Annotated in this window: 24 protein-coding genes; 17 read left to right on the top strand and 7 right to left on the bottom strand. The window is 58.8% G+C overall.

Annotated elements, in window-relative coordinates:
• Window positions 1-43 precede the first annotated feature (43 nt).
• Entirely contained in the window at window positions 44-652 is a 609-nt protein-coding gene (rsmD, locus tag ACL2XF_RS21870) for a 16S rRNA (guanine(966)-N(2))-methyltransferase (protein WP_410013069.1), read from the top strand.
• Window positions 642-929, top strand: a complete 288-nt coding sequence (locus tag ACL2XF_RS21865) for a DUF1145 family protein (RefSeq protein ID WP_410016695.1) — start codon at window positions 642-644, stop codon at window positions 927-929. Before rsmD ends, ACL2XF_RS21865 begins: the two co-directional genes overlap by 11 nt.
• A 16-nt stretch (window positions 930-945) precedes the next feature.
• Here the strand turns inward: ACL2XF_RS21865 and ACL2XF_RS21860 are convergent, their stop codons facing one another.
• A complete protein-coding gene (locus ACL2XF_RS21860) occupies window positions 946-1,269 on the bottom strand; it encodes a DUF1820 family protein (protein WP_413727529.1) in 324 nt (107 codons plus the stop codon).
• 225 nt (window positions 1,270-1,494) lie between these two features.
• On the opposite strand from ACL2XF_RS21860, the gene ACL2XF_RS21855 reads away from it, so the two are divergent.
• Complete coding sequence (locus ACL2XF_RS21855) at window positions 1,495-2,121, top strand: lysoplasmalogenase (RefSeq protein ID WP_413727528.1); 627 nt, start codon at window positions 1,495-1,497, stop codon at window positions 2,119-2,121.
• Here the strand turns inward: ACL2XF_RS21855 and tusA are convergent, their stop codons facing one another.
• On the bottom strand, window positions 2,122-2,364 hold the full coding sequence (gene tusA, locus ACL2XF_RS21850) for a sulfurtransferase TusA (protein ID WP_410013066.1): 243 nt from the start codon (window positions 2,362-2,364) through the stop codon (window positions 2,122-2,124).
• Between the two features lie 181 nt (window positions 2,365-2,545).
• On the opposite strand from tusA, the gene ACL2XF_RS21845 reads away from it, so the two are divergent.
• The 3 genes from ACL2XF_RS21845 to ACL2XF_RS21835 all read left to right on the top strand — a co-directional run bounded on the left by ACL2XF_RS21845 (window position 2,546) and on the right by ACL2XF_RS21835 (window position 4,332).
• On the top strand, window positions 2,546-3,211 hold the full coding sequence (locus ACL2XF_RS21845; RefSeq protein ID WP_410013065.1) for a 7-cyano-7-deazaguanine/7-aminomethyl-7-deazaguanine transporter: 666 nt from the start codon (window positions 2,546-2,548) through the stop codon (window positions 3,209-3,211).
• Between the two features lie 47 nt (window positions 3,212-3,258).
• A complete protein-coding gene (locus ACL2XF_RS21840; RefSeq protein ID WP_410013064.1) occupies window positions 3,259-3,693 on the top strand; it encodes a GNAT family N-acetyltransferase in 435 nt (144 codons plus the stop codon).
• 81 nt (window positions 3,694-3,774) lie between these two features.
• Window positions 3,775-4,332: a DcrB family lipoprotein gene (locus ACL2XF_RS21835; protein WP_410013063.1), complete on the top strand. Its 558-nt coding sequence runs from the start codon at window positions 3,775-3,777 to the stop codon at window positions 4,330-4,332.
• A 25-nt stretch (window positions 4,333-4,357) separates the two neighbouring features.
• Here the strand turns inward: ACL2XF_RS21835 and ACL2XF_RS21830 are convergent, their stop codons facing one another.
• On the bottom strand, window positions 4,358-5,572 hold the full coding sequence (locus ACL2XF_RS21830) for an MFS transporter (RefSeq protein ID WP_413728844.1): 1,215 nt from the start codon (window positions 5,570-5,572) through the stop codon (window positions 4,358-4,360).
• 409 nt (window positions 5,573-5,981) lie between these two features.
• Between ACL2XF_RS21830 and aegA the strand changes: the two genes are divergently transcribed.
• From aegA to ACL2XF_RS21785, 9 genes are all read left to right on the top strand, one after another.
• Window positions 5,982-7,994, top strand: a complete 2,013-nt coding sequence (gene aegA / locus ACL2XF_RS21825; RefSeq protein WP_410013062.1) for a formate-dependent uric acid utilization protein AegA — start codon at window positions 5,982-5,984, stop codon at window positions 7,992-7,994.
• 18 nt (window positions 7,995-8,012) lie between these two features.
• On the top strand, window positions 8,013-8,612 hold the full coding sequence (locus ACL2XF_RS21820; protein ID WP_413727527.1) for a 4Fe-4S dicluster domain-containing protein: 600 nt from the start codon (window positions 8,013-8,015) through the stop codon (window positions 8,610-8,612).
• Between the two features lie 161 nt (window positions 8,613-8,773).
• Window positions 8,774-10,057, top strand: a complete 1,284-nt coding sequence (locus ACL2XF_RS21815) for an acid phosphatase (protein ID WP_413727526.1) — start codon at window positions 8,774-8,776, stop codon at window positions 10,055-10,057.
• A gap of 260 nt (window positions 10,058-10,317) precedes the next feature.
• Complete coding sequence (gene proP, locus ACL2XF_RS21810) at window positions 10,318-11,820, top strand: glycine betaine/L-proline transporter ProP (protein ID WP_413727525.1); 1,503 nt, start codon at window positions 10,318-10,320, stop codon at window positions 11,818-11,820.
• Window positions 11,821-11,916: 96 nt separating this feature from the next.
• Window positions 11,917-12,846 carry a LysR family transcriptional regulator gene (locus ACL2XF_RS21805; protein ID WP_410013058.1) on the top strand — a complete coding sequence of 310 codons (930 nt, stop codon included), beginning with the start codon at window positions 11,917-11,919 and terminating at the stop codon, window positions 12,844-12,846.
• A 103-nt stretch (window positions 12,847-12,949) separates the two neighbouring features.
• A complete protein-coding gene (locus ACL2XF_RS21800) occupies window positions 12,950-14,146 on the top strand; it encodes an MFS transporter (RefSeq protein WP_410013057.1) in 1,197 nt (398 codons plus the stop codon).
• A gap of 44 nt (window positions 14,147-14,190) precedes the next feature.
• Window positions 14,191-14,808, top strand: a complete 618-nt coding sequence (locus tag ACL2XF_RS21795) for a TetR/AcrR family transcriptional regulator (protein WP_410013056.1) — start codon at window positions 14,191-14,193, stop codon at window positions 14,806-14,808.
• A 253-nt stretch (window positions 14,809-15,061) separates the two neighbouring features.
• Window positions 15,062-16,201, top strand: a complete 1,140-nt coding sequence (locus ACL2XF_RS21790) for a hypothetical protein (RefSeq protein ID WP_413721658.1) — start codon at window positions 15,062-15,064, stop codon at window positions 16,199-16,201.
• Between the two features lie 182 nt (window positions 16,202-16,383).
• Entirely contained in the window at window positions 16,384-17,535 is a 1,152-nt protein-coding gene (locus ACL2XF_RS21785; RefSeq protein ID WP_413727524.1) for a hypothetical protein, read from the top strand.
• Between the two features lie 15 nt (window positions 17,536-17,550).
• On the opposite strand, the gene ACL2XF_RS21780 is transcribed toward ACL2XF_RS21785, so the two are convergent.
• Window positions 17,551-18,762 (bottom strand): NAD(P)/FAD-dependent oxidoreductase, encoded by a 1,212-nt coding sequence (locus ACL2XF_RS21780; protein ID WP_413728843.1) that lies wholly within the window; start codon window positions 18,760-18,762, stop codon window positions 17,551-17,553.
• Between the two features lie 288 nt (window positions 18,763-19,050).
• Here ACL2XF_RS21780 and pitA point away from each other — a divergent pair, with 288 nt between their 5' ends.
• Window positions 19,051-20,556: an inorganic phosphate transporter PitA gene (pitA, locus tag ACL2XF_RS21775; RefSeq protein ID WP_410013053.1), complete on the top strand. Its 1,506-nt coding sequence runs from the start codon at window positions 19,051-19,053 to the stop codon at window positions 20,554-20,556.
• 82 nt (window positions 20,557-20,638) lie between these two features.
• Here pitA and uspB read toward each other — a convergent pair whose 3' ends face one another.
• Window positions 20,639-20,974: a universal stress protein UspB gene (uspB, locus tag ACL2XF_RS21770; RefSeq protein ID WP_410013052.1), complete on the bottom strand. Its 336-nt coding sequence runs from the start codon at window positions 20,972-20,974 to the stop codon at window positions 20,639-20,641.
• A gap of 583 nt (window positions 20,975-21,557) precedes the next feature.
• Here uspB and uspA point away from each other — a divergent pair.
• Complete coding sequence (gene uspA / locus ACL2XF_RS21765; RefSeq protein WP_162367300.1) at window positions 21,558-22,001, top strand: universal stress protein UspA; 444 nt, start codon at window positions 21,558-21,560, stop codon at window positions 21,999-22,001.
• A gap of 87 nt (window positions 22,002-22,088) precedes the next feature.
• On the opposite strand, the gene rsmJ is transcribed toward uspA, so the two are convergent.
• On the bottom strand, window positions 22,089-22,877 hold the full coding sequence (rsmJ, locus tag ACL2XF_RS21760) for a 16S rRNA (guanine(1516)-N(2))-methyltransferase RsmJ (RefSeq protein WP_413727523.1): 789 nt from the start codon (window positions 22,875-22,877) through the stop codon (window positions 22,089-22,091).
• Complete coding sequence (gene prlC / locus ACL2XF_RS21755; RefSeq protein ID WP_410013050.1) at window positions 22,877-24,919, bottom strand: oligopeptidase A; 2,043 nt, start codon at window positions 24,917-24,919, stop codon at window positions 22,877-22,879. The genes rsmJ and prlC overlap by 1 nt, the downstream gene beginning before the upstream one ends.
• Window positions 24,920-25,082 lie beyond the last annotated feature (163 nt).

Genomic DNA, 25,082 nt, shown 5'->3' with positions numbered 1-25,082 from the left:
CTGACCCGGTTTTTTGACTGATTTGGCGAACAATAAGACATCTATGGCAAAAAAAATCCCTTCGCGTCCCGCCGGGCAAATCCGCATTATCGGCGGTCAATGGCGCGGGCGTAAACTGCCGGTGCCGGATAGCCCGGGGCTGCGCCCTACCACCGACCGGGTGCGGGAAACGCTGTTCAACTGGCTGGCGCCGATGATCCAGGGCGCGCGCTGCCTGGATTGTTTTGCCGGCAGCGGCGCGCTGGGCCTGGAGGCGCTGTCCCGTCACGCCGGCGCCGCCACGCTGCTGGAACAAGACCGATCCGTGGCCGCCCAGCTGGATAAAAACATGCAGTTGCTGGGCGCCGCCAACGGCCGGGTTGTCGTGACCGACAGCCTGCGCTGGCTGGCGCAGCCGGGTACCCCGCACGATCTGGTCTTTCTCGATCCCCCTTTTCGCCGCGGGCTTATCGGCCAGACGGTGCAATTACTGGAACAGCATCACTGGCTGGCGCCCGGCGCCTGGATTTATCTTGAGACCGAAACGGAAAACCACGACGTCGCGACGCCCGCGCACTGGCGCCTGCACCGCGAAAAAGTCGCCGGCCAGGTGGCCTGCCGGTTGTACATTCGTCAAGATGGCCCCTTTCAGGAGCGACATGATGTGGATTAATCTGGGCCGTTTACTGATGTTGCTTATCTGGGGATTCCTGGTGTTTAACCTGATCCATCCCTTTCCGCGCCCGTTAAAATATTTCCTCGATATCGCCATGATTTTTATGGTGATTATGCACGGGTTACAGCTCACGCTGCTCAAAGCCACCCTGACCCGCGACGAACCCAAGCTCAGCCGTCTTTTCCAGGCGCGCATGTTTTTATTCGGCGTATTTGAAATGCTGGCCTGGCAAAAGAAACAACGCGCGCAAAAGCCGGCCGGCCTGGATAAATAGCGCGCGGGACGAGCGCTTAAGAGGGTTTTTTGCCGGGAAAATAGGGGAACGTGGTGACATTATCGCCAAGATCGGAAATATGCGCGCTGCCTTTTTCCGTCACGACATCAATACGGATCACCGCGTGCAGCGGAATATAGCTGCGGCTGACGCCGGCAAATTCGGTTTTCAGTTTTTCTTCGGACGGGTCGACCAACACGGCGCTTTGGCTGTAAAACACAAACTCGCCGATTTCGATAAAGCCGAACATAGGGCTTTGGCTGAGTTCGCGCACATAAAGCTGATAGTTTTTGCCGTTATTGATAAATTGAATCCGATATAAGGGCAGTTCGCTGCTCATAACCCGGCTATCTCCCACATTTCTGGGTAATTGTCATTTGCATGGAAAAATTCTGGCGCTAACATAGCATAAAGCGCCGTAACAACACACTCAGTCCCTAAATCTGGGTTAAACCCATATCGATCCCCTACACTGAATTTACGATCGTCATAATTTCTCTGCGCTAATCGTACCAAATGAGACATCAGGGAACGCCCCCTCACTGCACATAAGGATAAAAACACTATGCTCTGGTCATTTATCGCTGTCGTTTTTTCAGGTTGGTTGTTTGTCGACGCCACCTATCGAGGCCCGGTATGGCAACGCTGGTTATTCAAGCCGGTTACCCTGCTGCTGCTCCTGGCCCTGGCGGCGCAGGCGCCGGTGCTGACCGTCGCCGGTTACCTGATTATCCTCGGCCTGGTGGCGACCATGGTGGGCGATGCGCTGCTGCTGCTGACCAATGAACGCATGATGTACGTTATCGGCGCCTATTTCTTATCGTACCTGCTGTATACCATAGGGTTCGCCAGCCAGATGACCTTTACCGTCTTCTGGCCGCTGCCCGTGGTGCTGCTGATTATCGGCGCGGCGCTGATAGCCGTGCTGTGGTCGCGCCTGGCGGAGCTGCGCTGGGCGATTTGTACGTATATCGGCATGACCCTGCTGATGGTATGGATCGCCGGTGAACAGTACTTTGCCCGCAGCACCGATCACAGTTTTTCACTGCTGGCGGGCGCGAGCCTGCTGCTGCTGACCACCGTGCTGTGGCTTATCAGCCATTTCCGTTACCCTTTCGGGGCGGCGAAAGCGGTGATTGCGGCCAGTTATTTCGCCGGCCACTTCTTGATTGTGCGGTCCCTGTATTTTTGATTAGCCTTTGCGCAACAGATAACGGTAGGGTAATTCCCCGGTCGACTGCGCCAGCAGGGCATGTTCCATGTACCGGCAGAAGCCGGGAATGTCGCGGGTTGTGGCCGGATCGTCGGCGATGACCAGCAGCGTTTGGCCGGTTTGCATCTGGCGGACGGTTTTACGCACCATCATAACCGGCTCAGGGCAGCGCAGGCCCTGGGCATCAAGGGTGAGGTCGGCATCGGCAAAGCAGTCAGACATAACATTTCCAGCGTTCGTGAGTCTGTGCAAGCTTGGCTGAATTTGATGATAAACTCAACGGTTGCATTTTAAATACAAGCAGGTATTATGCGCGCCGCGCCCATAAGTGGTTAATTAATAGCTGAACGGCGCATCTCTTGTTCTGGGTTCCCTCACCCCATTTATCAAAAAAAGGCCATATATGTTCAAATTTACCCCGCGCCAGCGGCTGCATGCGCTGCTCTGGCTGGCGCTGTTCCACATTATCATTATCACCTCAAGCAATTATCTGGTGCAGTTGCCGATTGCTGTTTTCGGCTTCAAAACCACCTGGGGCGCCTTTACTTTTCCTTTTATCTTCCTGGCAACCGACCTGACGGTACGGATATTCGGCGCGCCGCTGGCCCGCAGGATTATCCTGGCTGTAATGGTGCCGGCGCTGGTGATCTCCTATATCGTTTCATCGCTGTTTTACCAGGGGGAATGGCAGGGTATGGCCGTGCTCGCGCAGCTTAATCTGTTTGTCGCCCGCATCGCCTGCGCCAGTTTTATGGCCTACGCCCTGGGCCAGATCCTGGATGTCCATGTCTTTAACCGGCTGCGCCGCGGTTTTCCGTGGTGGGTGGCGCCGACGGCCTCCACGCTGCTTGGGAATATCAGCGATACGCTGGCGTTCTTTTTTATCGCGTTTTATAAAAGCACTGATCCGTTTATGGCCGCGCATTGGGTGGAGATCGCCTTGGTGGATTATAGCTTCAAGCTACTGATAAGCATGGTGTTTTTTCTGCCGATGTACGGTATCTTGCTGAATATGCTGCTTAAACGGATGGCACGGCCGGGCAATAACGGATTTCTCCAACTGAGTTAACCTCCATATTGCGTTATTCTTGGCTTACTCGCTTTTGGGAGATTGCCATGATAATTAACCACCGTACCGCCAGCGCGAAAGAGATCCATCTATTGTATGCTCAGTTGCCGGAGCTGAATGCGCACCACTCCCTGATGGATATCGAAATGCGGCTGCAGCACCGGCCGCATCAATTGCTTATCGCCGAGATCAACGGCCGCCCCGTAGGCTTTATTGCGGGATATGCCCTTAATGCCGGCGAATTTCACCTGTGGCTGGCGGGCGTTTTGCCCGATTTCCGCCGTCAGGGAGTGGCGCGGGCGCTGCTGGCCGCGCAGGAAACATGGGCAAAAGCGCAGGGATATCACACCATTAACGTAAATACGCGCAGCAGCTTCCAGGGGATGCTATTGTTTCTTATATCAAATCATTACCTGCCGACGCGGAACGGAACGCAGGATGATGAAGGGGAAAATCAGGTTTGGCTTGAGAAAAAGTTATGACAATCAGTTGGTTGCCTTTCCCAAGCGCATCGGATTATAAACAGCTGAACGGCTGAATAAATGGAGTCATTAAGGAAATTTATGCAGAAAGCAGCGAAGTATCTCGGCATCGGTTTACTGGTTTTCGGGCTGGCGGCCTGTGACAATAAAAACGATCGCAACGCCACGGTCGACAACGGCGCGGCGCATAGCCAGGCACAAACCAAAGTCAGCCTGCTTGACGGCAAGCTCACCTTCGCCCTGCCCGGGGATATGAGCGATCAGAGCGGCAAGGTGGGCACCCAGGCCAATAATATGCACGTCTATGCCGATGAAACGGGCCACAAGGCGGTGATCGTCATCCTCGGCGATAATACCACCGAAGGGCTGGATGTACTGGCCCAGCGGCTGGAAGATCAGCAGCGCTCGCGCGACCCGGACCTGCAGGTCGTCACCAATAAAGCCGTTACCGTCAATGGCCAAACGTTTCAGCAGCTGGACAGCATCGTCTCCAGCGGCGGCAAACCGGCCTATTCGTCGGTGGTCATCGGCCGGGTGGATAATCATCTGCTGACCATGCAAATCACCCTCCCCGCCGAAAACCAGCAAACGGCGCAAACCGCGGCTGAGTCTATCCTCAATACCCTGGTGGTAAAATAAACCGTCCGGCCCCCGCGGGCCGGCTCTAACGCGCCTGGCCGGACGCGTGGTTGCGCAGCACCCGCCGCCTGAGCGACAGCGTCATCAACAGTGCCAGCAGCACCAGCAGGGCGGCTGAAAGATAAATCGACGAAACGCCTGCATGGGCCATCAACACGCCCGCCAGCGGTCCGACGATACCCAGCGATAAATCCATAAACGCGGTAAAGGTGGCCAGCGCGCTGCCCTGGTTCTGCGGCGGCACTTCCTTCATCGCCACCACCCCCAGCGCAGGGAAAACCAACGAGAAACCGGCGCCCGTCAGGAACGCGCCCACCTCCGCCATCCAGGGCGAGCCTGAGAGCCACACCAGCAGCAGGCCGGCGGTTTCCACGCTAAAACAGGCCATGGAAACCCGTAATCCGCCATAGCGGTTAATACTGTTGGGAAAAAATAGCCGGGTGCCGACAAACGCAACGCTGAACAGCGTCAGGGCGAAAGCGGCGCCGTCCCAGCCTTTATCGCCATAAAACAGGGTAATGAAGGTGGCGATCACGCCAAACCCGCAGGACGCGAACGCCAGCACCAGCCCGTAACGCCAGATAAGCCCCACCACCGCGCTAAAGGGAATCTGCTTACCGGTGGCGGTCTTCACCGGCGGTTTGCGCACCGCCGCCATAATCGCCATGGCGCAAACCACAATGATCGCCGCCGCCATTAATCCCAAGCCGCCCAGATAGTACAACCATACCCCCAGCGGCGCGCCTACGGCCAGGGCGCCGTAGCTTGCCACGCCGTTCCAGGAGATCACCCGGCCGATATGCAGCGAGCCGACCGCGCCCACCCCCCACAGGGTGGCGCCGGTGCCGACAAAACTTTGCCCGATGCCCAGTATCACCCGTCCGGCGCATAACAGGATTAACGCCGCGACCGGCAGGGCGTCGCCCAGCAATGACAACAGGTAAAATACCCCGCTCAGCAGGCAGCCGAACAAGCCCAGCACCACGATGCGTTTCGGCCCGACCCGGTCGGCATAACGCCCGGCCCAGGGACGGCTCAGAAGGGTAGCGAGATATTGCAGGCTGATCACCAGGCCGGCCCAAAACGCACTGTAGCCCATATGGTTATGCACATAACCGGGCAATACCGCCAGCGGCAGGCCAATGGATAAATAATTCACGAAGTTGAAGACAACGATGGAGAGAATATTCAGATTAAGACGCCATCCGCTGGCGGCCTGCTGAGGTGAAGAACCAGGCATCGACATCATACTCACGGCAAAGGGCGGCTGTACCGGGACCCGCCCGGTGAACAAATAATTAACAAGTATAACGAAATGTCCCCGGGCGATCATGGTGGCGATGCCTAAATTTCCAGACATTTGCCCAAAAAAGCATCTTTTGCCGACCGGGCGATACCTGAAAATCCGCGCCCTCCCGCCTTGGGCATTTACCCCAACGACCGCCGGTTTATTTCACGACCTGCACAAAACGGCTGCATCCAGGTAGCAAAAGCAGCGAACTTTCGCCTTTCGCCGAGAAAAAAGATTGCATTAAAGAAACAGTAACCATTATAAAGATAGGGCTATTATTTTGGCGGCACGCCCGTACCGGCACGGGCAAAATACCTATAACGCTGCGCCGTGGGGCCTACCGCGGCAGGAAAGACGTATGAACCGATTTATCGTGGCAGAGTCAGAAACCTGTATCGGCTGCCGCAGTTGCGAAGTGGCCTGTGTTGTTGCCCATCATGGCGGCCAGTTCCCCAGCAAACGCGAATACTTTACGCCGCGGCTTAGGGTCATCAAGGGCACAAAAGCCAGTATCGCGGTTTCCTGCCATCATTGCGAAGACGCCCCCTGCGCCAGCGCCTGTCCCAACGACGCCATAGTGCGCAGCCATGATTCCATCCAGGTATTGCAGGAAAAATGCATCGGCTGCAAAAGCTGCGTTATCGCCTGCCCGTTCGGCATGATGACGGTGGTGACCGAGACCGTACAGCCCGCCAGCCAGCGTCTGGCCGAGGCCTATGAAAGAACCGAGGCGCAAAAATGCGATTTGTGCGCGGCGGAAAATTACACGCCCGCCTGTGTCGGCGCCTGCCCGACACAGGCACTGACATTGGTGGATGAGCAGGAGATCGCCGTGCGTCAGCAGCAAAAGCGCTTCGCCGCCGCGTTAAAAGATCCCGCCAGCTACCTGCTGGCCGGCGCACGCCCGGTCAGCTCGCCGCCCGCAAGCCAGGCGCGCAGCCGGCATCCCAGGGTTAACCTGCTTGATATGCCGCGCACGCCCAGGCTGGAAGCGGCCAAAATCCCGCTTGAACAGCGCAAAACCAGTTTCGCCGAAATCTACCAGCCGTTTAACGAAACGCAGATTGGCGAACAGTCCGAGCGCTGCCTTAACTGCGGCGAACGCACCATTTGCCAGTGGACCTGCCCGCTGCATAACGCGATTCCACAGTGGATTAAGCTGGCCCATCAGGGACGGATCCTGGAAGCGGCCGAACTGAGCCACAAAACCAGCAGCCTGCCTGAAGTCTGCGGCCGCGTCTGTCCACAGGATCGCCTGTGCGAGCAGTCCTGTACCTTAAACGACCGCCAGGGAGCGGTGACCATCGGCCATATCGAGCGTTATATTACCGAAACGGCGTTCACTATGGGCTGGCGGCCGGATATGTCGCAGGTGATACCCAGCGGCAAACGGGTGGCGGTCATCGGCGCCGGACCGGCCGGCCTTGGCTGCGCCGATATCCTGGTACGCAACGGCATTACGCCGGTGGTATTCGACCGGTACCCGGAAATCGGCGGGCTGCTGACGTTCGGCATCCCGGCCTTTAAGCTGGAAAAAAGCGTTATGAGCCGCCGGCGCGAGATTTTCAGCGCCATGGGCGTCGAATTCCGGCTCAATACGGAAATTGGCCGGGATATCACCATGGAGCAACTGTTAAGCGAGTTCGATGCGCTGTTCCTGGGCGTCGGCACGTATCAGTCGATGCGTTCCGGGCTTGACAACGAGCAGGCCGAAGGCGTGCTCGACGCCCTGCCTTTCCTGATCGCCAATACCCGCCACCTGATGGGATATCCCGATACCGACGAGCATACCTATATCAGCCTGGAGGGTAAAACCGTGCTGGTGCTGGGCGGCGGCGATACCGCCATGGACTGCGTGCGGACGTCGCTGCGCCACGACGCGCGCCAGGTGATCTGCGCCTATCGCCGGGATGAAAAAAATATGCCCGGCTCTAAGCGCGAGGTAAAAAACGCCCGTGAGGAAGGGGCGGAATTTATGTTCAACCAGCAGCCGCTGCGCATTGAAGTCGACGGGGCGGGCCGGGTTACCGGCGTCACCATGGTAACCACCGCCATGGGCGAACCGGATGAAAATGGCCGGCGCCAGGCGGTGCCGGTGGCCGGCTCCGAGCATTTGATCGCCGCCGACGCGGTGATCATGGCGTTTGGGTTCAAGCCGCACCGCATGAACTGGCTGGCGGATCATAACGTGGTGCTGGATAAGCAGGGACGGGTCGTGGCGCCCACGGTCTCCGGCTATCCCTACCAGACCAGCAATGCCAAGATTTTTGCCGGCGGCGACATCGTGCGCGGCGCCGATCTGATCGTGACCGCCATCGCCGAAGGGCGCAAGGCCGCCGAAAGCATCAGCTGTTATTTGCATGTGCGCTAAGGGCGGCGGGAGCGAACGATGAACCAGTTTATTATCGCCGACAGCAGCCAGTGCATCGGCTGCCGCACCTGCGAGATCGCCTGCGCCACGGCGCACGGCGGTGAACGCGGCATCAGTCCGCAGAATTTTGCGCCGCGCCTCAAGGTGGTCAAAACCTCCCGCATCACCACGCCGGTGCTTTGCCGCCAGTGCGAAAACGCCCCTTGCGCCAACGCCTGCCCCACCGGCGCCATTCGTTATCTCGACAATAGCGTCCAGGTGCTGCAGTCGTTATGCGTCGGCTGCAAATCCTGCGCGCTGGCCTGCCCCTACGGCATGATTTCCGTTAGCGCCGTCTCCGTGGCCGCGACCGCGACCCGGCCGGCGTCGTATCGGGCCACGGCGCACAAATGCGATATCTGCAGCGGGCGGGCGCGGGGACCGGCCTGTGTCGAAGCCTGTCCCACCGGCGCGCTGGAATTGATGCGCGCGGACGAATTGGCACGCCGGCTGCGGCAAAGGCAGCGGGATGCGGCCAACGGCGCGCTGGAACTGATGCGCGCGGACGAATTGGCACGCCGGCTGCGGCAAAGGCAGCGGGATGCGGCCAACGGCGCGCTGCCCGGCCTCGGTGGATAATATCGCGGCCGCGGCCGGGTTGAACTGATGCCCGCGCCATGGCGGCAAACCGCCTTTTATCGCCAGTGCCCCGCTGACATTAAACTGTCATAAATCCGGCCTAGTTTTATTTCGTGATGTTAATTGCTTTTCCCCCACGAAATAAAACAGAAGGATTCGCCATGCGCTCTCTCACTTCCCTGGTTATCGCCTCCACGGCGATATTATTTATCGGCCCGGCCCTGGCGCAGTCCACGACCCTGGATCCGCGCCGCATCGTCGTCATCGTCGACGCCACCACGCCGGCCAGCCAGGATCCGCAATTTGTCGCCCTTGAGCAGCGTATCCAGCAGGACTTGCGCCAGGCCCTGCAAGGCGGCGCCGCCACGCTGGCCCGGTCCCAATTGGACAAAGCCAAACAAACGCCAAAACAAGCGGATAAGCAGTGGCTGGCCGCCAGCGGTTATGATTTTGCCGTCAAGCAGAACCAGCAGGCCGACATCGCGCTGCTGGAGGAATTCACGCGGTTATCGCCGGCGGTACAGGCGCAAAGCCTGGCCACGGTCACCCAGATTAACCGCGACGCCACCCAGGGACCGCGCCGGCAGGCGCTGGTGGACGCCGAAGGGCAGAATTACCTGTTTTTCCTCGCCGACGCGTTGGGCCCGCGCCTGGGCAAAGCCTTTCTCGACGCCTATGAAAAAGGCGAAATCGCCAAGGCCGCCGCATTAATCAAAAACTCGGAAATCAGTACCTCGGCCGCCAAGGATCATTTTAATTATGACCGGCCCTTTTTACGTCCGGCCAATCAAATCCATCTGGTGCCGGACGACAGCGTGGTAAAAGACGGCCATCCTTATACCGCCACCGCCGGCGCTTTTCCCAGCGGCCATACCAATACCGGTTATACCGATGCCCTGCTGCTGGCGGAGATGCTGCCCGAGCGGTTTGTGCCGCTTCTCGATCGCGGCGCCCGTTACGGCTATTCCCGTATCGTGCTGGGCGTACATTATCCATTGGATATCATTGGTTCGCGGATGGTTGCCGAGCGCAACGTGGCGCATTTCCTGAATGACGCGCCATACCGCGCGCTGTTCGAGCAGGCCAAAAGCCAACTGCGCGGCGCGCTGGAAAAAGAATGCGGCATGGCGCTGGCGGCTTGCGCCCAAAGCGACGCCGGGAGCGACCCCTATCGCGATAGCGCCATGACGGCGTTTTATCGCTATACCATGACCTACGGCCTGCCGGCGCAGAAAACCGCCGCCAGGCCCGTCAGCGTGCCCGCGGGCGCGGAGGTGCTGCTGGAAGCGCCGCTGCCTGGCCTTTCTAGCGCGCAGCGACGCGCGTTGCTGGTAAAAACCGCCCTGGCGGACGGCTACCCCCTGTCCGGGGGCAACGGCGAGCAGAATTTTTGGCAACGCCTTGATTTACATGACGCGGCGATCGGCACAGCGGCCCGTCGATAAAGGCCGGCACGGCCGCCGGTTCTCCGCCCCATTGCGGCAACCCGGCGGCGGGGCGGTCCGGCGGACCAAACCTGCGGAATAAAACACCAAAAATGCCGCCATTGGCGCCAACCTGGCCGCTAAACTGACGAAATGTACGATATATTCTGCCAATCTGGTCATTTAACACTATACTCCTCGCGAATTTAGTCCTACCGGCATCATGGCATAGTGACTGTCCAGGCTGTCGGGAGAGCGCTTATGGACCGAGGAACCGAGCAATGCTATTAAGAAAAAAACGCATGAAACCCATGCGAATACAAGACATCACGATCATCGACGACGTGAAGCTCAAAAAGGCCATTACCGCGGCCGCGCTGGGCAACGCCATGGAATGGTTCGATTTTGGCGTATATGGTTTTGTCGCCTACGCGCTGGGACAGGTATTCTTTCCCGGCGCCAATGCCGGCGTGCAGATGATCGCGGCGCTGGCGACCTTTTCGGTGCCGTTTTTGGTCAGGCCCCTGGGCGGCCTGTTTTTTGGCGGGCTGGGCGATAAGTTTGGACGGCAGAAAGTGCTGTCGGTAACCATCATTATTATGTCGGCCAGTACGTTTTGTATCGGTCTTATCCCTTCTTACGCCTCGATTGGCATCTGGGCGCCGATCCTATTGCTGACGGCCAAACTGGCGCAGGGGTTCTCGGTAGGCGGCGAATATTCCGGCGCAGCCATCTTTGTCGCCGAATATTCTCCCGATAGGAAGCGTGGTTTCCTCGGCAGTTGGCTTGATTTCGGCTCCATTGCCGGCTTCGTGTTGGGGGCGGGTTGCGTGGTGTTTATTTCCAGCATGGTGGGAGAAGACAATTTTATCAGTTGGGGCTGGCGGATTCCGTTTTACCTGGCCGCGCCACTGGGGCTTATCGGCATCTATCTGCGTAATGCCCTGGAGGAGACGCCCACCTTTCAGCAGCATATCGATAGCATCGATAAAGACGCCAAAACCACCCTCCAGGCGCCGCCCAAGGTGTCCTTTCGCGAGATAGCCACCACCCAATGGGAAAGCCTGCTGAGCTGCGTAGGCCTGGTTATTGCCACGAATGTCACCTATTACATGCTGCTGACCTATATGCCGAGCTATCTGTCCCATAGCCTGCATTATTCGGAAAACCGCGGCGTACTGATTATTATCGCCATTATGGTGGGCATGCTGTTTGTGCAACCCCTTATCGGCCTGATGAGCGATAGGTATGGACGCAAACCTTTTGTGATTGGCGGCAGCATCGGGTTGTTTATTTGCGCTATTCCCTGCTTTATCATGATCAACAGCGGGATTATCGGGCTAATTTTCCTGGGACTCTTGATCCTGGCGGTATTGCTGAACGCGTTTACCGGCGTGATGGCCTCTACCTTGCCGGCCATGTTCCCGACGCATATCCGCTATAGCGCGCTGGCCATTTCGTTCAATATCTCGATTCTGGTGGCGGGCCTGACGCCTACGCTTATCGCCTGGATTGTCGAGGAGACGCGGAATCTGTATATGCCCGCCTATTACCTGATGCTGGTCGCCGTTATCGGCCTGCTGACGGGGCTGTATATGAAAGAAACCGCCAACCTGCCCCTGAAGGGCGCCGCGCCGGCGGCCTCGGACAAAACGGAAGCCAAGGAACTGTTGCAGGAACAATACGATAATATCGAGCAACGTATCGAGGATATCGATAGTCAAATCAAGGAGCTGGAAATCAAACGGCAGGCGCTGGCGGTTCAGCACCCCCAAATTGATTAGCGATGCCCCCGGGGCGCACCTCACCCGGCACTGGCGGATTACGGCTTAAGACGGGTAAACTGCGGGCAGTGATATCCCATTCCCCGGAGGAATAGCGTGGATCGATTAGCGGCGATGGAAGCTTTGGTCTATGTCGTGGAAACCGGCTCTTTTTCCGCCGCCGCCCGCCGGCTTGCCATCGGCCAGCCGGCGGTATCCAAGACCATCGCGCAACTGGAGGAGCGGCTCGGCGTCAGGCTGCTGTTGCGCTCGACCCGCGGCCTGACCCCCACCGCGGCGGGCGAAGAGTATTACCAGCGCGCCAAACGGGCCATCGACGACATCAATGACGCCGATGCGTCGGCGCGCGGCGCGGGCCATGGTTTGACCGGCCGGTTGCGGATCTGCGCGCCGGTGACCTTTGCCCGGATGAATGTCTTGCCGCACCTCGGTCTTTTTTTGTCCCGTCATCCCGAACTGCACGTCGACGTCGTGCTTGATGACCGCAATATCGACCTGATTGCCGAGGGGATCGACGTGGCGCTGCGCCTGGGCGCGCTCAGCGACTCCAGCCTGATTGCGCGCAAGCTCAGCTCGGCGCCGCTGCAGATTGTCGGCACGCCGGCGTATTTTGCCCGCTGCGGCATGCCCCTGAAACCGGAGGATCTCCTCGGCCACCAGGCGGTGGTCTACACCCAAAGCCGGGGCGGCGGCGCGCGATGGGTTTTTACCCGTGGCGAAGAGACGCGCACCATTAATGCCCAGGGACGGATACAGGTCTCGGCCGCAGAGGGTATTCGCACCCTGGTGCGTTCGGGCGTTGGCCTGGCCATGGCATCGCTTTGGATGTTCGCCCCGGAGCAGGCGCGCGGCGAAGTGATTACGGTGCTCGACGACTGGCACCTGCCGATGATGGATTTGTGGGCGGTATTTCCCACCGGCCGTCTGGCCAGCGCCAAGGCGCGCGCATTCGTCGAGTATTTTGCCGCTATCCTCGGGCCGGGCCCCGCCGCCGCGCTGAACGCCACCTATTCCCCAGCGGAATAAAAGCTATCGATTTCCACGGTCTACCGGCGCACTCCGCCGACCGGTAGTCTTAACGTCAACGGTCGTCGCGGTGGCGACGGCATTTCACTTGACGGAAAAAATCATGTCTATTGTAACCAATGCCTCCCAGAGGCAAACCGGCGTCATCAGCCAACTGTTGATTTTCGCCATGGCGGCGGCCAGCGGCATCGCCGTGGCGAATATTTATTACAACCAGCCGATGATGGTGGTGATCGCGGCGAGTTTTCCCGGTCAGTCTGCCCCCGGCCTTATACCGACCATCACCCAGCTGGGCTACGCGGCCGGGCTGCTGCTGCTGGTGCCGCTGGGCGATTTGTTTGAACGGCGCCGGCTGATTGTGCTGCAGTTCCTGATGCTGGCGCTAGCCTCGCTGCTGGCGGCGTTCGCGCCTACGGGCTGGACGCTGCTGGGCGCGTCGCTATTGCTGGGCATTGGCGCCACGGCGGCGCAGCAGATCGTGCCGGTGGCGGCGACCCTGGCCTCTCCCGCCCGGCGCGGCGCGGTGGTGGGCAGCGTGATGAGCGGGTTGTTAAGCGGTATTCTGCTGAGCCGCACCCTGGCCGGCCTGGTGGCCGAATATGCCGGCTGGCGCGCCATGTTCCTGCTGGGCGTGCCGCTGGCGCTGCTCGGCGCGCTGCTGATGTACCGCATGCTGCCTAAAACGACCGCGACGGCGCGCGCCGCCCTGAGCTATCCGGCGCTGATGGCTTCCCTGATCCACTTATGGCGCGAAGAGCCGCGCCTGCGCCAGGCGACCCTGACCCAAGCCGCGCTGTTTGCCTCTTTTAGCGCCTTCTGGACTATCCTGGCTATTTATCTGGATCATTCGGCCTACCATCTGGGATCCGGTATTGCCGGATTGTTCGGGGTCGTGGGCGCGGTGGGCGTATTTGCCGCTCCGGCCGCCGGCAGGATGGCCGATCGCCTCGGCGGACGCCCCGTGATTATCATGGGCGCCGCGCTGACGCTGATTGCCTGGCTGGTATTTATGGGCTGGACGTCGCTTATCGGCCTGACGGTCGGTGTGATTTTGCTCGACCTCGGCGTACAGAGCGCGCTGGTCGCCAACCAGCATGTCATCTACGGTCTGCGGGAAGAAGCCAAGGGACGGGTAAACACCCTGTTTATGGGCGGCATGTTCCTCGGCGGCACCCTGGGCTCCATGGGCGCGATGATGGCCTGGGAACGGGCCGGCTGGCATGGCGTGGGCTATTTTGCCATCACGCTGGCAATCCTGGCCGGCGTCTTTATGGCGGCTACGCCGCGCCATAGGGTGTAAAATAACCCTTGTTTGGGAAACGACCATTTCCTTATAATGGCACAATGAATACAGACACTGTTCCCCACCACGCCCGCAGCCCCGGGCGACCGCGCGGGTTCGCGATGGACCTGGCGCTTGATCAGGCCATCCTGATCTTCAGATCCAAAGGCTACACCGCCGCCTCCATCAGCGATCTGGCCCAGGCGATGGGGTTGTCGGCCGGCAGTATTTACAAAGCCTTCAGCGATAAGCGCACCCTGTTCCTGGCGGCATTCGATCGTTATACGTCCCTGCGTAACGCGGATTTGGCCGACCGGCTCGCCGCCGTCGCCACCGGCCGCGAGCGCCTGCGCACGGTACTGCGGTTTTACGCCGAATCATCCCATGATATTGAAGGACAACGCGGCTGCCTGGTCGTCGGCAGCGCCATCGGGCTGGATACCTTTGATCCGGCACTGGCGGAGGCTGTCGCCGGGACGCTGCGAGGCAATGAAAACCTGCTGGCGGCGCTGATTGATCAGGGCAAGGCCGACGGTTCAATTAAACCCGGCGTTAACAGCGCGGCCGCCGCCAGGATGATGTTAACCATCCTGCTTGGGATGCGGGTGGTGGGGAAAACCGGCCGCTCGCTTGACGACATGGCGGAGCTGGTGGCGCTGGCGTTAAAAATCCTGGATTAAAATACCGGACAGCCCGCCGACAACCCCTTCAGTTGCGGTAAGAGATCAGAGTATTGTTCCAGGCCGGAAAGCTGTCATCATCGCGCCGTGAAATACGCGGCGGCGTCTGTGGCCTGATGCCCGCAGATAACGTTGTCTCAACCCTCTCCCTCTCTTGCCGCAGGGCAAAAACTCTCTCCCGCCAGACTGCTTGCCAGCCCTGTTTTAGCCGTTTAGCTTTAGCCCCACCTTATGACGATAAAAACAGGAACGGATGATGGACCAAATCGCTTCGCCCTATCTCAAGGAATTTATCACCTTGCGCAGCCTGTCGGCACCGCAACCCGCAAAGGCGTTAACCCGGATCGCGAGCCATTTTGCCCGGATACAAAATTGCTGTGAAAGATGCGCGACCCTCTGGGAAAGATGGAATCAGGAAGTCGCTAAAATGGAGGACGGCATGCTGACCGCGCCGCATCCACCGGCAAGGATGCTGCATAGCATGCAGGCCAGATATGACATTGCCGAACGGCTGGTGAGCGCGGCGGACGAGAATATACTTGGCGTCAGCCTGTTAGTAACCGACCTGCACGAAAAACAGCTTCTCGACCATATCTTTGCGCTTGCGGGCAGAAAAAAACAGCATGAACAAAAACCGGAAGAACGCGCAGCGACTCATCTGTTCGCCAAACTACTGATGAGAGGCTTGCTTGATGAATTTTTGCACGCCAAGTTCCACCAGGCACAATTGGAACGAAGCCGCTGCTACGAGCCCCTCCTGAACGGCCTTTATCCGTTTCGTCGCTCGGACGACACGATATTGAAAATAAAAAGCATCAGCGCCGACTCAAAAAAAGTCGTTTCAGGCAAAGTTTACGCCAATGATGGGGTTAAACCATTTATAACCTCGACAACGGCGCCCTTGGCGAGATTGAAATTATATGCGCAGGTTATGTTGCGCCATGCAGCATTGGATAAACCGTCGCGACCGGAGGCGGAGGCGGCGCCACAGTGGAGGGTGATGGCGCGCAGCCCGATCGCTAAGGATACCTGCGTAGGCGTGCTGTCAGGGACGCTGGTCGATGAATATCTTATGGCGCACCGGCAGTTTTTCAATATGGAATATATCGTCGATATTTCAGTGTGTGGCGGGCCTGACACTTATCTGGACAGTGATGGCATTTTGGCGAAAATAAGGGCCGGTTTCGCTTACGACGATCCCAGGGCTGCGCATAAGCCCGCAGCGAAAAGCTGCAATGTCGAGGCGGCCAAATTTTTGGCGGAACTGGCGGATGGCAGGAAAATTTATGTATTGGCGATATTTGCCTTAAGGAACATCGCCGCCGGTGAGGAACTGCGTATTTATTCCCTGACGCCGCCGGAATATAACACCACTGCCGATAACAGAACCTGATGAACAATAGCGGCTAAACGCGAAGCCGCGAACCCGGCGCGGGGAAAAATCTTATGTCAGCCGGCCTTGTTGTGCCGCGTATCCCCTCCCGATAAGCTCCGTATGAAAGCCACGGCCATGGCTTACCGGCTGTAAAGCAGAGAAGCGACGCGCAGCAATGATGATAGGGAGGTCCACTTAGTATGTACAATATTCATTCCCCCGGCGGCCCACCCGCCATACATTCCCTCCCGGCGGGCAAGGTCCGTCGGCCAGGCGGGCTGTCCAGGCTAACCAGTCACCTGAAGGTGGCGGAGAACTGCTGTGACCGGTGCCGCCCGGTTTGGCGCCAGTGGCATGCCATTCTGGAAAGTACCTTGCGTAAGGCGGGTGAAAAGGAAAAGCACCCCTATCGCGCGGTCAGTATCGGGCTGCAGTGTGTCCGGGCATTGGCTGACAAATTGATGACGCCGCAAGACCATGCCGCGCTTGCAGGAATGAGCATACACGTTAACCGCCGCCATGGTTTGAATTGGAGTGCGCGGTTGCACGCGCTTAAATTAGTGGATGGCCGGGCCGGGCAACCGCCCGACCAGGCCAGTGAAGAAGAACGCGCGGCGACGCATTTGATTGCCCGGGTGTTTATGAACGGCGTGCTGACCCACTTTATGAAAAGCGAGATCCGCAGCGCCATCATTGCCAGGAACAGAAGTTATCACACCGGTCTCGATGCCCTGCCGCCCTATCGGGACGTGGACGGCAATGCCGTGACGATCGTCCATCTCAACCGTTTTTCGCAGGCGACCACCGCCAATAACCGCTATGCCAATGACCAGGTAGTGCCCTTTGCCAGCGGAGATGTGAGCGGCGCCGATCGGGCCGCGCTTTATGCAGGCTTGTTGCAGTGCCGTAAGCTCACCAGGAACGATGTGCCGGAGCGGGAAAAATCCCTTATCGGCCAATGGGGGGTGATGGCCGCCAGGCCGTTGGCGAAAGGGACGTGCGTGGGAATCTACGCCGGTGTCCTGGTACCGGAAGGGGTGTGCGACAAAACCGTTTTCGATCATGACTATCTGATATCCATAGCGGCCGATGATCAGGAAGAGGAGATCATTCTTGACGGCGACGGCATCATATCCAAAATAAACACCCTGGTTGAATATGACGAGCATGGCCGTCCCTGCCGCCAGGCGCGATCCGGCTATAATGTGGAAATGGCCCGGTTTCCGGCGATTCTGGCGAATAAGCGCACGGTATCGGTTATCGCGGTGTTCACGCTGGCTGATATCCCCGCAGGCGTGGAACTGCGCTGTAACTACAAGTACCGGGATCATGAGATCAGGCGTCTGCGTTAAGTCACCGCGTGCCCCTCAGGCAGGGTTAGGGCGTTCCGCGGCCCCCAGCGCCTGCGCGCAGGCCCACGCCGAGCTCCAGGCCCATTGGAAGTTATAGCCGCCCAGCCAGCCTATCACATCCACCACCTCGCCGATAAAATACAGTCCCGGCACCTGCCGGCTTTCCATGGTTTTGGACGAGAGATAGCGGGTATCCACGCCGCCCTGGGTGACCTCGGCGGTGCGATAGCCCTCGGTGCCGTTCGGCTGCACCCGCCACTGCTGCAGGGCCAGAACCCAATCGGCCTGCTGGCGGTGGGTGAGCTGTTTTAGCGTGCATTCCGGAATGGCCAGCAGGGCGAACCACATCTCGACAAAACGACGCGGCAACAGTTTTGCCAGGGTGTTTTTCAGGCTTTGGTTGGGGTGTTCGCGCAATTCAGCCGCCAGGAACGTGGCTAAATCGGTATCAGGCAGCAGGTTAAGCGTCAGGTACTCGCCGCTTTGCCAGAAGCTGGAAATCTGCAATATGGCGGGTCCCGACAGTCCACGATGGGTAAACAGCAGGTTTTCCCGGAACGAGACGCCGTTTTCAGCAACGACCACCGCGGGCACGCCGATGCCGGACAGCACGCTTAACTGTTCCAGCAGGGGCTTATGCAGGGTAAAAGGCACCAGCGCGGCGCGGGTGGGGATGACCGGCAGTCCGAACTGTTGGGCAATTTTATAACCGAAGGGCGTGGCGCCCAGGCCGGGCATGGACAGGCCGCCTGTCGCGATCACCAGGCGGCCGGTTTTGATGGCGCCGCCCGGCAGGGTCAGGAAAAAATCATCGCCGCGTTTTTCCACGGCCCCTACCTCGCTGCGACACCGCAGCGTCACCTGGCCCAATTCGCACTCCTTGAGCAGCAAATCCACCACCTGCTGCGCCGAGTCGTCGCAAAAAAGCTGGCCGAGGGTTTTTTCATGCCAGGCGATGCCGTATTGCTGCATCAGGGCAATAAAGTCCCACTGGGTATAACGCGACAGTGCGGACTTGCAGAAATGCGGATTTTGCGAGAGGAACGCCGCCGGCTCGACATACAAATTGGTGAAATTACAGCGGCCGCCGCCGGACATGAGAATTTTCCGTCCCGGCTTTTTGCCGTTATCCAGCAGCAATACCCTGCGGCCCAGCCGGCCGGCCTGCGCGGCGCAAAACATGCCCGCGGCGCCGGCGCCGATCACCACTACGTCAAACTGTTCCACCATACTTGCTCTCTGCTAATGCCTGCTTAATCATGAAAAAGGGCGTCCGTCCGGCTATTGTGCGTTCCACGCGGGGGCCGATTGTAATGTCCCCGGTGGCCTTATGCCAACGTAACAGGATGATAAAATCAGTAAGCATAGTTATCCTCATGATTTTACAGAGTAAAGTGCGGACAAGCCCGCGCAGTGCCGACAGAAATGTCATAAAAAGGTCATATTTCTCTTTTCCACGGCCCCTGTTGTCGCAGATAATGCGCCCCGTTCATGTCCAATCTATGGCGTAACCCTATGCTACATCTATTTACCGGCCTGGAGTTTCATACCGGTCTTATGCTGGTGCTCGCATTGATTTTTGTCCTGGTATATGAAGCCATCAACGGGTTTCATGATACCGCCAATGCGGTAGCAACCGTAATCTACACACGTGCCCTGCGCTCGCAGCTGGCCGTGGGCATGTCGGGAATCTTCAATTTTCTCGGCGTACTGCTCGGCGGCCTGAGCGTGGCGTATGCCATCGTGCATCTGCTGCCGGTCGACCTGTTGTTAAACGTCAGCTCCACCCACGGCCTGGCAATGATGTTTTCCATGCTGCTGGCGGCCATTATCTGGAACCTGGGAACCTGGTACTTCGGTTTGCCGGCCTCCAGCTCGCATACCTTGATTGGCGCCATTATCGGCATCGGCCTGACCAACGCCATGGTAACCGACTCGTCGGTGCTGGACGCGCTGAATATCCCGAAGCTTATCGAGATCTTCCTGTCGCTGATCATTTCGCCCATCGTCGGGCTGGTGGTGGCCGGTATCATGGTCTTCGCGCTGCGCCGTTACTGGAGCAGTACCCCGAAACGGCGCCGCATTCATTTGACGCCGGCGGAACGGGAGAAGAAAGACGGCAAACGCAAACCGCCGTTCTGGACCCGCACTGCGCTTATCCTGTCGGCCGCCGGGGTGAGTTTTGCCCACGGCGCCAATGACGGACAGAAAGGTATCGGCCTGATCATGCTGGTATTGATAGGCGTCGCGCCGGCCGGGTTCGTGGTGAATATGAATTCCACCGGCTATGATATCGCCCGCACCCGCGACGCGGTCGGCAACCTGCAGCAATTTTACCTGCAGCATCAAGGCGCCCTGCCGCAGGTGGTTAACGCCGAACCGCCGGCGATTCCGACGCCGGATGTCAACGCCCTGCCGTCCACGCCGGCCGAGTTTCACTGCGACAGTTCCCGGGCGCTGCTGGCCATCACCCGCGCCATGGCGCTGCTGGATAATTTGCAGAGCTACGATAAGATCACGCCCTTCGAGCGCGCGCATGTGCGCCGCCTGTTGATGTGCGTCGCCGATACCGCGGACCGGACCGCCAAGCTGCCGCAAACCACCGGCGAAGATAAACGCTTCCTGAATAATTTGCGTAAGGATCTGCTGGCAACCGTGGAGTACGCGCCGCTGTGGATTATCGTTGCCGTGGCGCTGGCCTTGTCGCTGGGCACCATGATTGGCTGGCGGCGCGTTGCCACCACCATCGGCGAAAAGATCGGCAAGAAGGGCATGACCTACGCGCAGGGACTGTCGGCGCAGATGACCGCCGCCGTGTCCATCGGCGCCGCCAGCTATACCGGCATGCCGGTTTCCACCACCCATGTATTGTCCTCCGCGGTGGCGGGCACCATGCTGGTGGACGGCGGCGGCGTCCAGGGTAAGACCGTGCAAAATATCCTGCTGGCGTGGGTACTCACCCTGCCGGTGGCTATCGTGCTCTCGGGTAGTCTGTACTGGCTGGCATTGAAGCTGATTTAACGCATCCGGCAGGCGTAGTGAAAAGGGCGGCCTGCGGGTCGCCTTTTTAATTGTTTGATTCCCAGCACGGTTTCTTTACGTCTCAGTGCCAGATAGCCAGGGCAATCAGGCTGACGACGATGAATCCGCACAGCGCGCTGGTCAGCATAAATTGCCGGCGCACCCGCTCGCAGCGGCGGATAAATTCCGGATCGTGATGATCGAGATACCGCTGGGCAATGATGTAGCGTACCAGCCTGAGCTGCTTGCTGGGCTGTCCGTGCGCGGTGAAAAACCCGCCGCCGTCCACGTACTGGTAGAGCAGCGGATCGCACCCCCGCAGTACCACCAACAATGCCCGCAACGATGAGTAATAACGCGCCATATTAACGACACAGACGACACATAAAGCCCAGAAAAGCGCAACGGTGTTGATCATAAATCCCCCCCGGCAACGCGACTCCACACAACCTTCCGACATCCGGGCCGGCAGCGGTTTACGCGCGATAGCAACTAACCACAGAGCTGAAGAAGCCCACCCCAAAAATTGATATAACCGAGAATGGATATACGCAGTAAAAATACTGCCGGACCTTGCAATATTGAGTGTAGAAAAGTTTGTCTAAAGAAAGCAATCGAAGCGACAAAAATTGTTCTTTTAGCCGGTTTTTTTTCAGCAACGCGACCGCGCCTTGCCGGGCCACCCCGGCATACGGGCTACGTCGCATCCTCCCCGGATAATGCGCGATGCCCTTTCTAATAAAAGCTATACTAAATTTAGTGCGTTGAAAAATTAATAATTATAATTCAATTATGTTAGTTATTGCTGTTAAGGTTTTACCGCCGGAGTATCGCCCCAGCCGAAAATGCTGGGCGGGTTGATAAATATCATACGGATAGGTGTGATCACGGCATCACTTCTGGAACGCCGCCGAGTGTTAAACTTAAGGCGTCACAGACATGCCGGATGAGTACCCACGTCGCGCGGAGTTAACGAGTGACATTTTGCAAGGAGTCTGATTATGTCTTATAAACACATCCTTATCGCCGTTGACCTTTCACCGGAAAGCAATGTGTTGGTGGAAAAAGCAGTATCGATGGCCAGACCGTACAACGCGAAGATTTCGTTGATCCATGTTGACGTCAATTATTCCGATCTCTATACCGGACTTATCGACGTCAATCTCGGGGATATGCAAAAACGCATCTCCGAGGAAACCCAAAATGCGATGACGCAGCTGTCGCAGAACGCCCATTATCCGATTGCCGAAATCCTCAGCGGCAGCGGCGATTTAGGCCAGGTGCTGGTGGATGCCATCAATAAGTACGATGTCGATCTGGTCCTGTGCGGACATCATCAGGATTTCTGGAGCAAGCTGATGTCGTCGGCCCGCCAGCTGATCAATACCGTCCATGTGGATATGCTGATCGTGCCGTTGAACGACGAAGAAGTCTACGAGGATTAAGCGTGTTGATGCGCACAGCCTCCGCCCTGCGGGGCGGGGGCCGGCGCATGCATGGTTTCACCCCGACATTGCGCATCTCCGGCGGGTTTAATCCGCCGTAACCTGTTGCTCTGCGGGGATTGCTTGTGGGGTATAGATATCGAAACGATGATTTTTTGTGGTGACATGGGCCTGGGCGGCAATGCCCGCCAGCGGCGGAGCATAGTCCGGGCGTTTGACCACCACCCGCCGGGTCGCCAGCGCGCGCGCGGGTAGAAGCAGTTCGTCGGCGTCCTCGTCGGCGCCCACCAGCGATTGAAACACCCGCATCTCTTTTTTAACCAGCGCGCTTTTCTGCCGGTGCGGAAACATCGGATCAAGATAAACCGCATCCGGACGCGGCCGCAGCCCGGTTAACCCGATCAGGCTGGAGCCGTGCACCAGCGTCAGGCGCTCACGCAGCCATGCCCCCACCTCCGGGTCGTCATAGGCCCGTTGCAGTCCGTCGTCCAGCAGCGCCGCCACCACGGGATGGCGCTCGAACATGCGCACACGGCAGCCGAGGGACGCCAGGACAAACGCATCGCGCCCCAGGCCCGCCGTCGCGTCCACCACGTCCGGCAGCGTTTTACCCTTTACGCCCACCGCCCGGGCGATGGCTTCGCCGCGTCCGCCGCCGAAGCGGCGGCGATGTGCCATTACCCCGCCGGTAAAATCGACGAAGATGGCGCCGAGCTTCGGCTCATCGCGCTTGCGCAGCTCAAGGCGCTCCGGCGTCAGCACCAGTTCCATCACCGCCGACGCATCGTGCAGCAGGCCCCAGCGTTCAGCCAGGGCCGCTAAACGCGCCTTGTCCACGCCCGGTTCACAACGCAGCGCCAGCGGCTCCAGCGGCATTATCCGCGGATACCGTAATGATGCAGCATGGCGTCCAGCTCGGGTTCACGGCCGCGGAAACGGACAAACAGCGCCATCGGCTCCTCGGAACCGCCGCGCGAGAGAATATTGTCCAGGAACGACTGGCCGGTTTGCCGATTGAAGATCCCCTCTTCCTCAAAGCGCGACCAGGCGTCCGCCGCCAGCACGTCGGCCCAGAGATAGCTGTAGTAGCCCGCCGCGTAACCGCCGGCGAATATATGGCTGAACGCATGGGGGAAACGGCTCCATTCCACCGCCGGCATGACCGCCACCTGCTGTTTCACCTCCGCCAGCGTTTGCAGGATGCGCGCGCCCTGTTCCTGGCTGTATTCGAAATGCATGCGGAAATCAAACAGGCCGAATTCCAGCTGGCGCAGGATAAACAGGGCCGCCTGGTAATTTTTCGCCGCCAGCAGCTTATCCAGCATGGCTTTGGGCAACGGCTCGTGGGTTTCATAATGGCCGGAGATAAAGGCCAGCGCCTCGGGCCGCCAGCAGAAGTTTTCCATAAACTGGCTGGGCAGTTCCACCGCGTCCCAGGGCACACCGCTGATGCCGGCAACCCCGGGAGTGTCGATGCGGGTCAGCATATGATGCAAGCCGTGGCCGAATTCGTGGAACAGGGTGGTGACCTCGTCGTGGGTAAACAGCGCCGGCTTGCCGCTGACCGGGCGGTTAAAATTGCAGGTCAGGTAGGCCACCGGCTTTTGCAGGCTGCCGTCGGCTTTGCGCAGCATGCCGACGCAATCGTCCATCCAGGCGCCGCCGCGCTTATTGTCGCGGGCATATAAATCCAGGTAGAAACTACCGCGCAGCTCGCCCTGTTCGTCGAACAAATCGAAAAAACGCACCTCGGGATGCCAGGTATCCACATCCGTACGCTCCTCGGCGGTGATGCCATAGATGCGGTTCACCACCTCAAACAGGCCGTTTACCACCCGCTGCTCGGGGAAATAAGGCCGCAGCTGCTCATCGCTGATGGCGTAAAGATGTTGTTTTTGCTTTTCGCTATAGTAGGTAATATCCCAGGGATTTAACGCATCGCGGCCGTGGTGTTTGGCCGCGAAAGCGCGCAGCTGCTCCAGTTCCTGCTCGCCCTGCGGACGGGCGCGCCGGGCCAGATCGGTGAGAAAATCCAGCACCTGCTGCGGATTTTGCGCCATTTTGGTCGCCAGGGACTTATCGGCATAGCTGGCGAAACCCAGCAGTTGGGCGAATTCGTGCCGCAGCGCCAGGATTTCCTCCATGATCGGGCCGTTGTCCCATTTGCCGGCATTGGGACCCTGGTCGGAGGCGCGGGTGACATAGGCGCGGTACAGTTCTTCACGCAGGGCGGCGTTATCGCAATACGTCATCACCGGCAGATAGCTGGGGATATCAAGGGTAATCAGCCAGCCTTCCTGCCCCTTCGCCTCCGCCTGGGCGCGGGCCGCGGCCAGCGCGCTTTCCGGCATGCCGCCGAGTTCGCCTTCGTCGGTAATCAGCTTGCTCCACCCCATGGTGGCGTCCAGCACATTATTGCTATAGGCCGAACCCAGCTCCGACAGGCGCGCGGCAATCTCGCCATAGCGCTTTTGTTTCTCGGGTGAAAGGCCGATCCCCGACAGCTCGAAGTCGCGCAGGGCGTTATCGACCGCTTTTTTTTGCGCCACGCTCAGCTCATCGTAGTATTCGCCGTTGCGCAAATCGCGATACGCGTCGTACAACCCCTTGTTCTGGCCCACCCAGGTACTGTATTCCGACAATAACGGCAGGCTTTGCTCATAGGCTTCGCGCAGCTCCGGGCTGTTCTGCACCGCATTCAGATGGCCGACCGGCGACCAGATGCGGCCCAGGCGATCGTCCGCTTCCGCAAGCGGCTGGCATAAGGTGTCCCAGGTATACGGACCCGATAGCGCAACGATGCGCTCAACGGTCTGTCGGCAGTCGGCAAGGGCGGATTTTACCGCCGGGACGATATGCTCAGGAAGAATGGCGGAAAACGGCGGCAAGGAAAATGGAGTCAACAACGGATTTGTCATAGCGCGGCCCTGATCATTGTTTAAAAGATATGAAAGTAACATGAGGCTAACTATAGCGAAAATCAATGGCGGGCAACGGAATGTGTTATGCCGTTAACGCCGACGACGGCTAACGGCCCGTGGAAAATAGCGGCGGCGCGGGGAGAGAACAGCGCGGTTGCTG

Source organism: Sodalis sp. RH19 (genome assembly GCF_047324215.1).
In the GTDB taxonomy this organism is placed as follows: domain Bacteria; phylum Pseudomonadota; class Gammaproteobacteria; order Enterobacterales; family Enterobacteriaceae; genus Acerihabitans.
Note: the sequence above shows the minus strand (reverse complement) of the source record. Positions and strands in the feature narration are given on the sequence as shown.

What these genes read in the sequence shown, in the direction of transcription:
- rsmD (WP_410013069.1), top strand. Translation starts at nt 44, where the DNA reads ATGGCAAAAAAAATCCCTTCGCGTCCCGCCGGGCAAATCCGCATTATC.
- ACL2XF_RS21865 (WP_410016695.1), top strand. Translation starts at nt 642, where the DNA reads ATGTGGATTAATCTGGGCCGTTTACTGATGTTGCTTATCTGGGGATTC.
- ACL2XF_RS21860 (WP_413727529.1), bottom strand. Translation starts at nt 1,269, where the DNA reads ATGAGCAGCGAACTGCCCTTATATCGGATTCAATTTATCAATAACGGC.
- ACL2XF_RS21855 (WP_413727528.1), top strand. Translation starts at nt 1,495, where the DNA reads ATGCTCTGGTCATTTATCGCTGTCGTTTTTTCAGGTTGGTTGTTTGTC.
- tusA (WP_410013066.1), bottom strand. Translation starts at nt 2,364, where the DNA reads ATGTCTGACTGCTTTGCCGATGCCGACCTCACCCTTGATGCCCAGGGC.
- ACL2XF_RS21845 (WP_410013065.1), top strand. Translation starts at nt 2,546, where the DNA reads ATGTTCAAATTTACCCCGCGCCAGCGGCTGCATGCGCTGCTCTGGCTG.
- ACL2XF_RS21840 (WP_410013064.1), top strand. Translation starts at nt 3,259, where the DNA reads ATGATAATTAACCACCGTACCGCCAGCGCGAAAGAGATCCATCTATTG.
- ACL2XF_RS21835 (WP_410013063.1), top strand. Translation starts at nt 3,775, where the DNA reads ATGCAGAAAGCAGCGAAGTATCTCGGCATCGGTTTACTGGTTTTCGGG.
- ACL2XF_RS21830 (WP_413728844.1), bottom strand. Translation starts at nt 5,572, where the DNA reads ATGCCTGGTTCTTCACCTCAGCAGGCCGCCAGCGGATGGCGTCTTAAT.
- aegA (WP_410013062.1), top strand. Translation starts at nt 5,982, where the DNA reads ATGAACCGATTTATCGTGGCAGAGTCAGAAACCTGTATCGGCTGCCGC.
- ACL2XF_RS21820 (WP_413727527.1), top strand. Translation starts at nt 8,013, where the DNA reads ATGAACCAGTTTATTATCGCCGACAGCAGCCAGTGCATCGGCTGCCGC.
- ACL2XF_RS21815 (WP_413727526.1), top strand. Translation starts at nt 8,774, where the DNA reads ATGCGCTCTCTCACTTCCCTGGTTATCGCCTCCACGGCGATATTATTT.
- proP (WP_413727525.1), top strand. Translation starts at nt 10,318, where the DNA reads ATGCTATTAAGAAAAAAACGCATGAAACCCATGCGAATACAAGACATC.
- ACL2XF_RS21800 (WP_410013057.1), top strand. Translation starts at nt 12,950, where the DNA reads ATGTCTATTGTAACCAATGCCTCCCAGAGGCAAACCGGCGTCATCAGC.
- ACL2XF_RS21795 (WP_410013056.1), top strand. Translation starts at nt 14,191, where the DNA reads ATGAATACAGACACTGTTCCCCACCACGCCCGCAGCCCCGGGCGACCG.
- ACL2XF_RS21790 (WP_413721658.1), top strand. Translation starts at nt 15,062, where the DNA reads ATGATGGACCAAATCGCTTCGCCCTATCTCAAGGAATTTATCACCTTG.
- ACL2XF_RS21785 (WP_413727524.1), top strand. Translation starts at nt 16,384, where the DNA reads ATGTACAATATTCATTCCCCCGGCGGCCCACCCGCCATACATTCCCTC.
- pitA (WP_410013053.1), top strand. Translation starts at nt 19,051, where the DNA reads ATGCTACATCTATTTACCGGCCTGGAGTTTCATACCGGTCTTATGCTG.
- uspB (WP_410013052.1), bottom strand. Translation starts at nt 20,974, where the DNA reads ATGATCAACACCGTTGCGCTTTTCTGGGCTTTATGTGTCGTCTGTGTC.
- uspA (WP_162367300.1), top strand. Translation starts at nt 21,558, where the DNA reads ATGTCTTATAAACACATCCTTATCGCCGTTGACCTTTCACCGGAAAGC.
- rsmJ (WP_413727523.1), bottom strand. Translation starts at nt 22,877, where the DNA reads ATGCCGCTGGAGCCGCTGGCGCTGCGTTGTGAACCGGGCGTGGACAAG.
- prlC (WP_410013050.1), bottom strand. Translation starts at nt 24,919, where the DNA reads ATGACAAATCCGTTGTTGACTCCATTTTCCTTGCCGCCGTTTTCCGCC.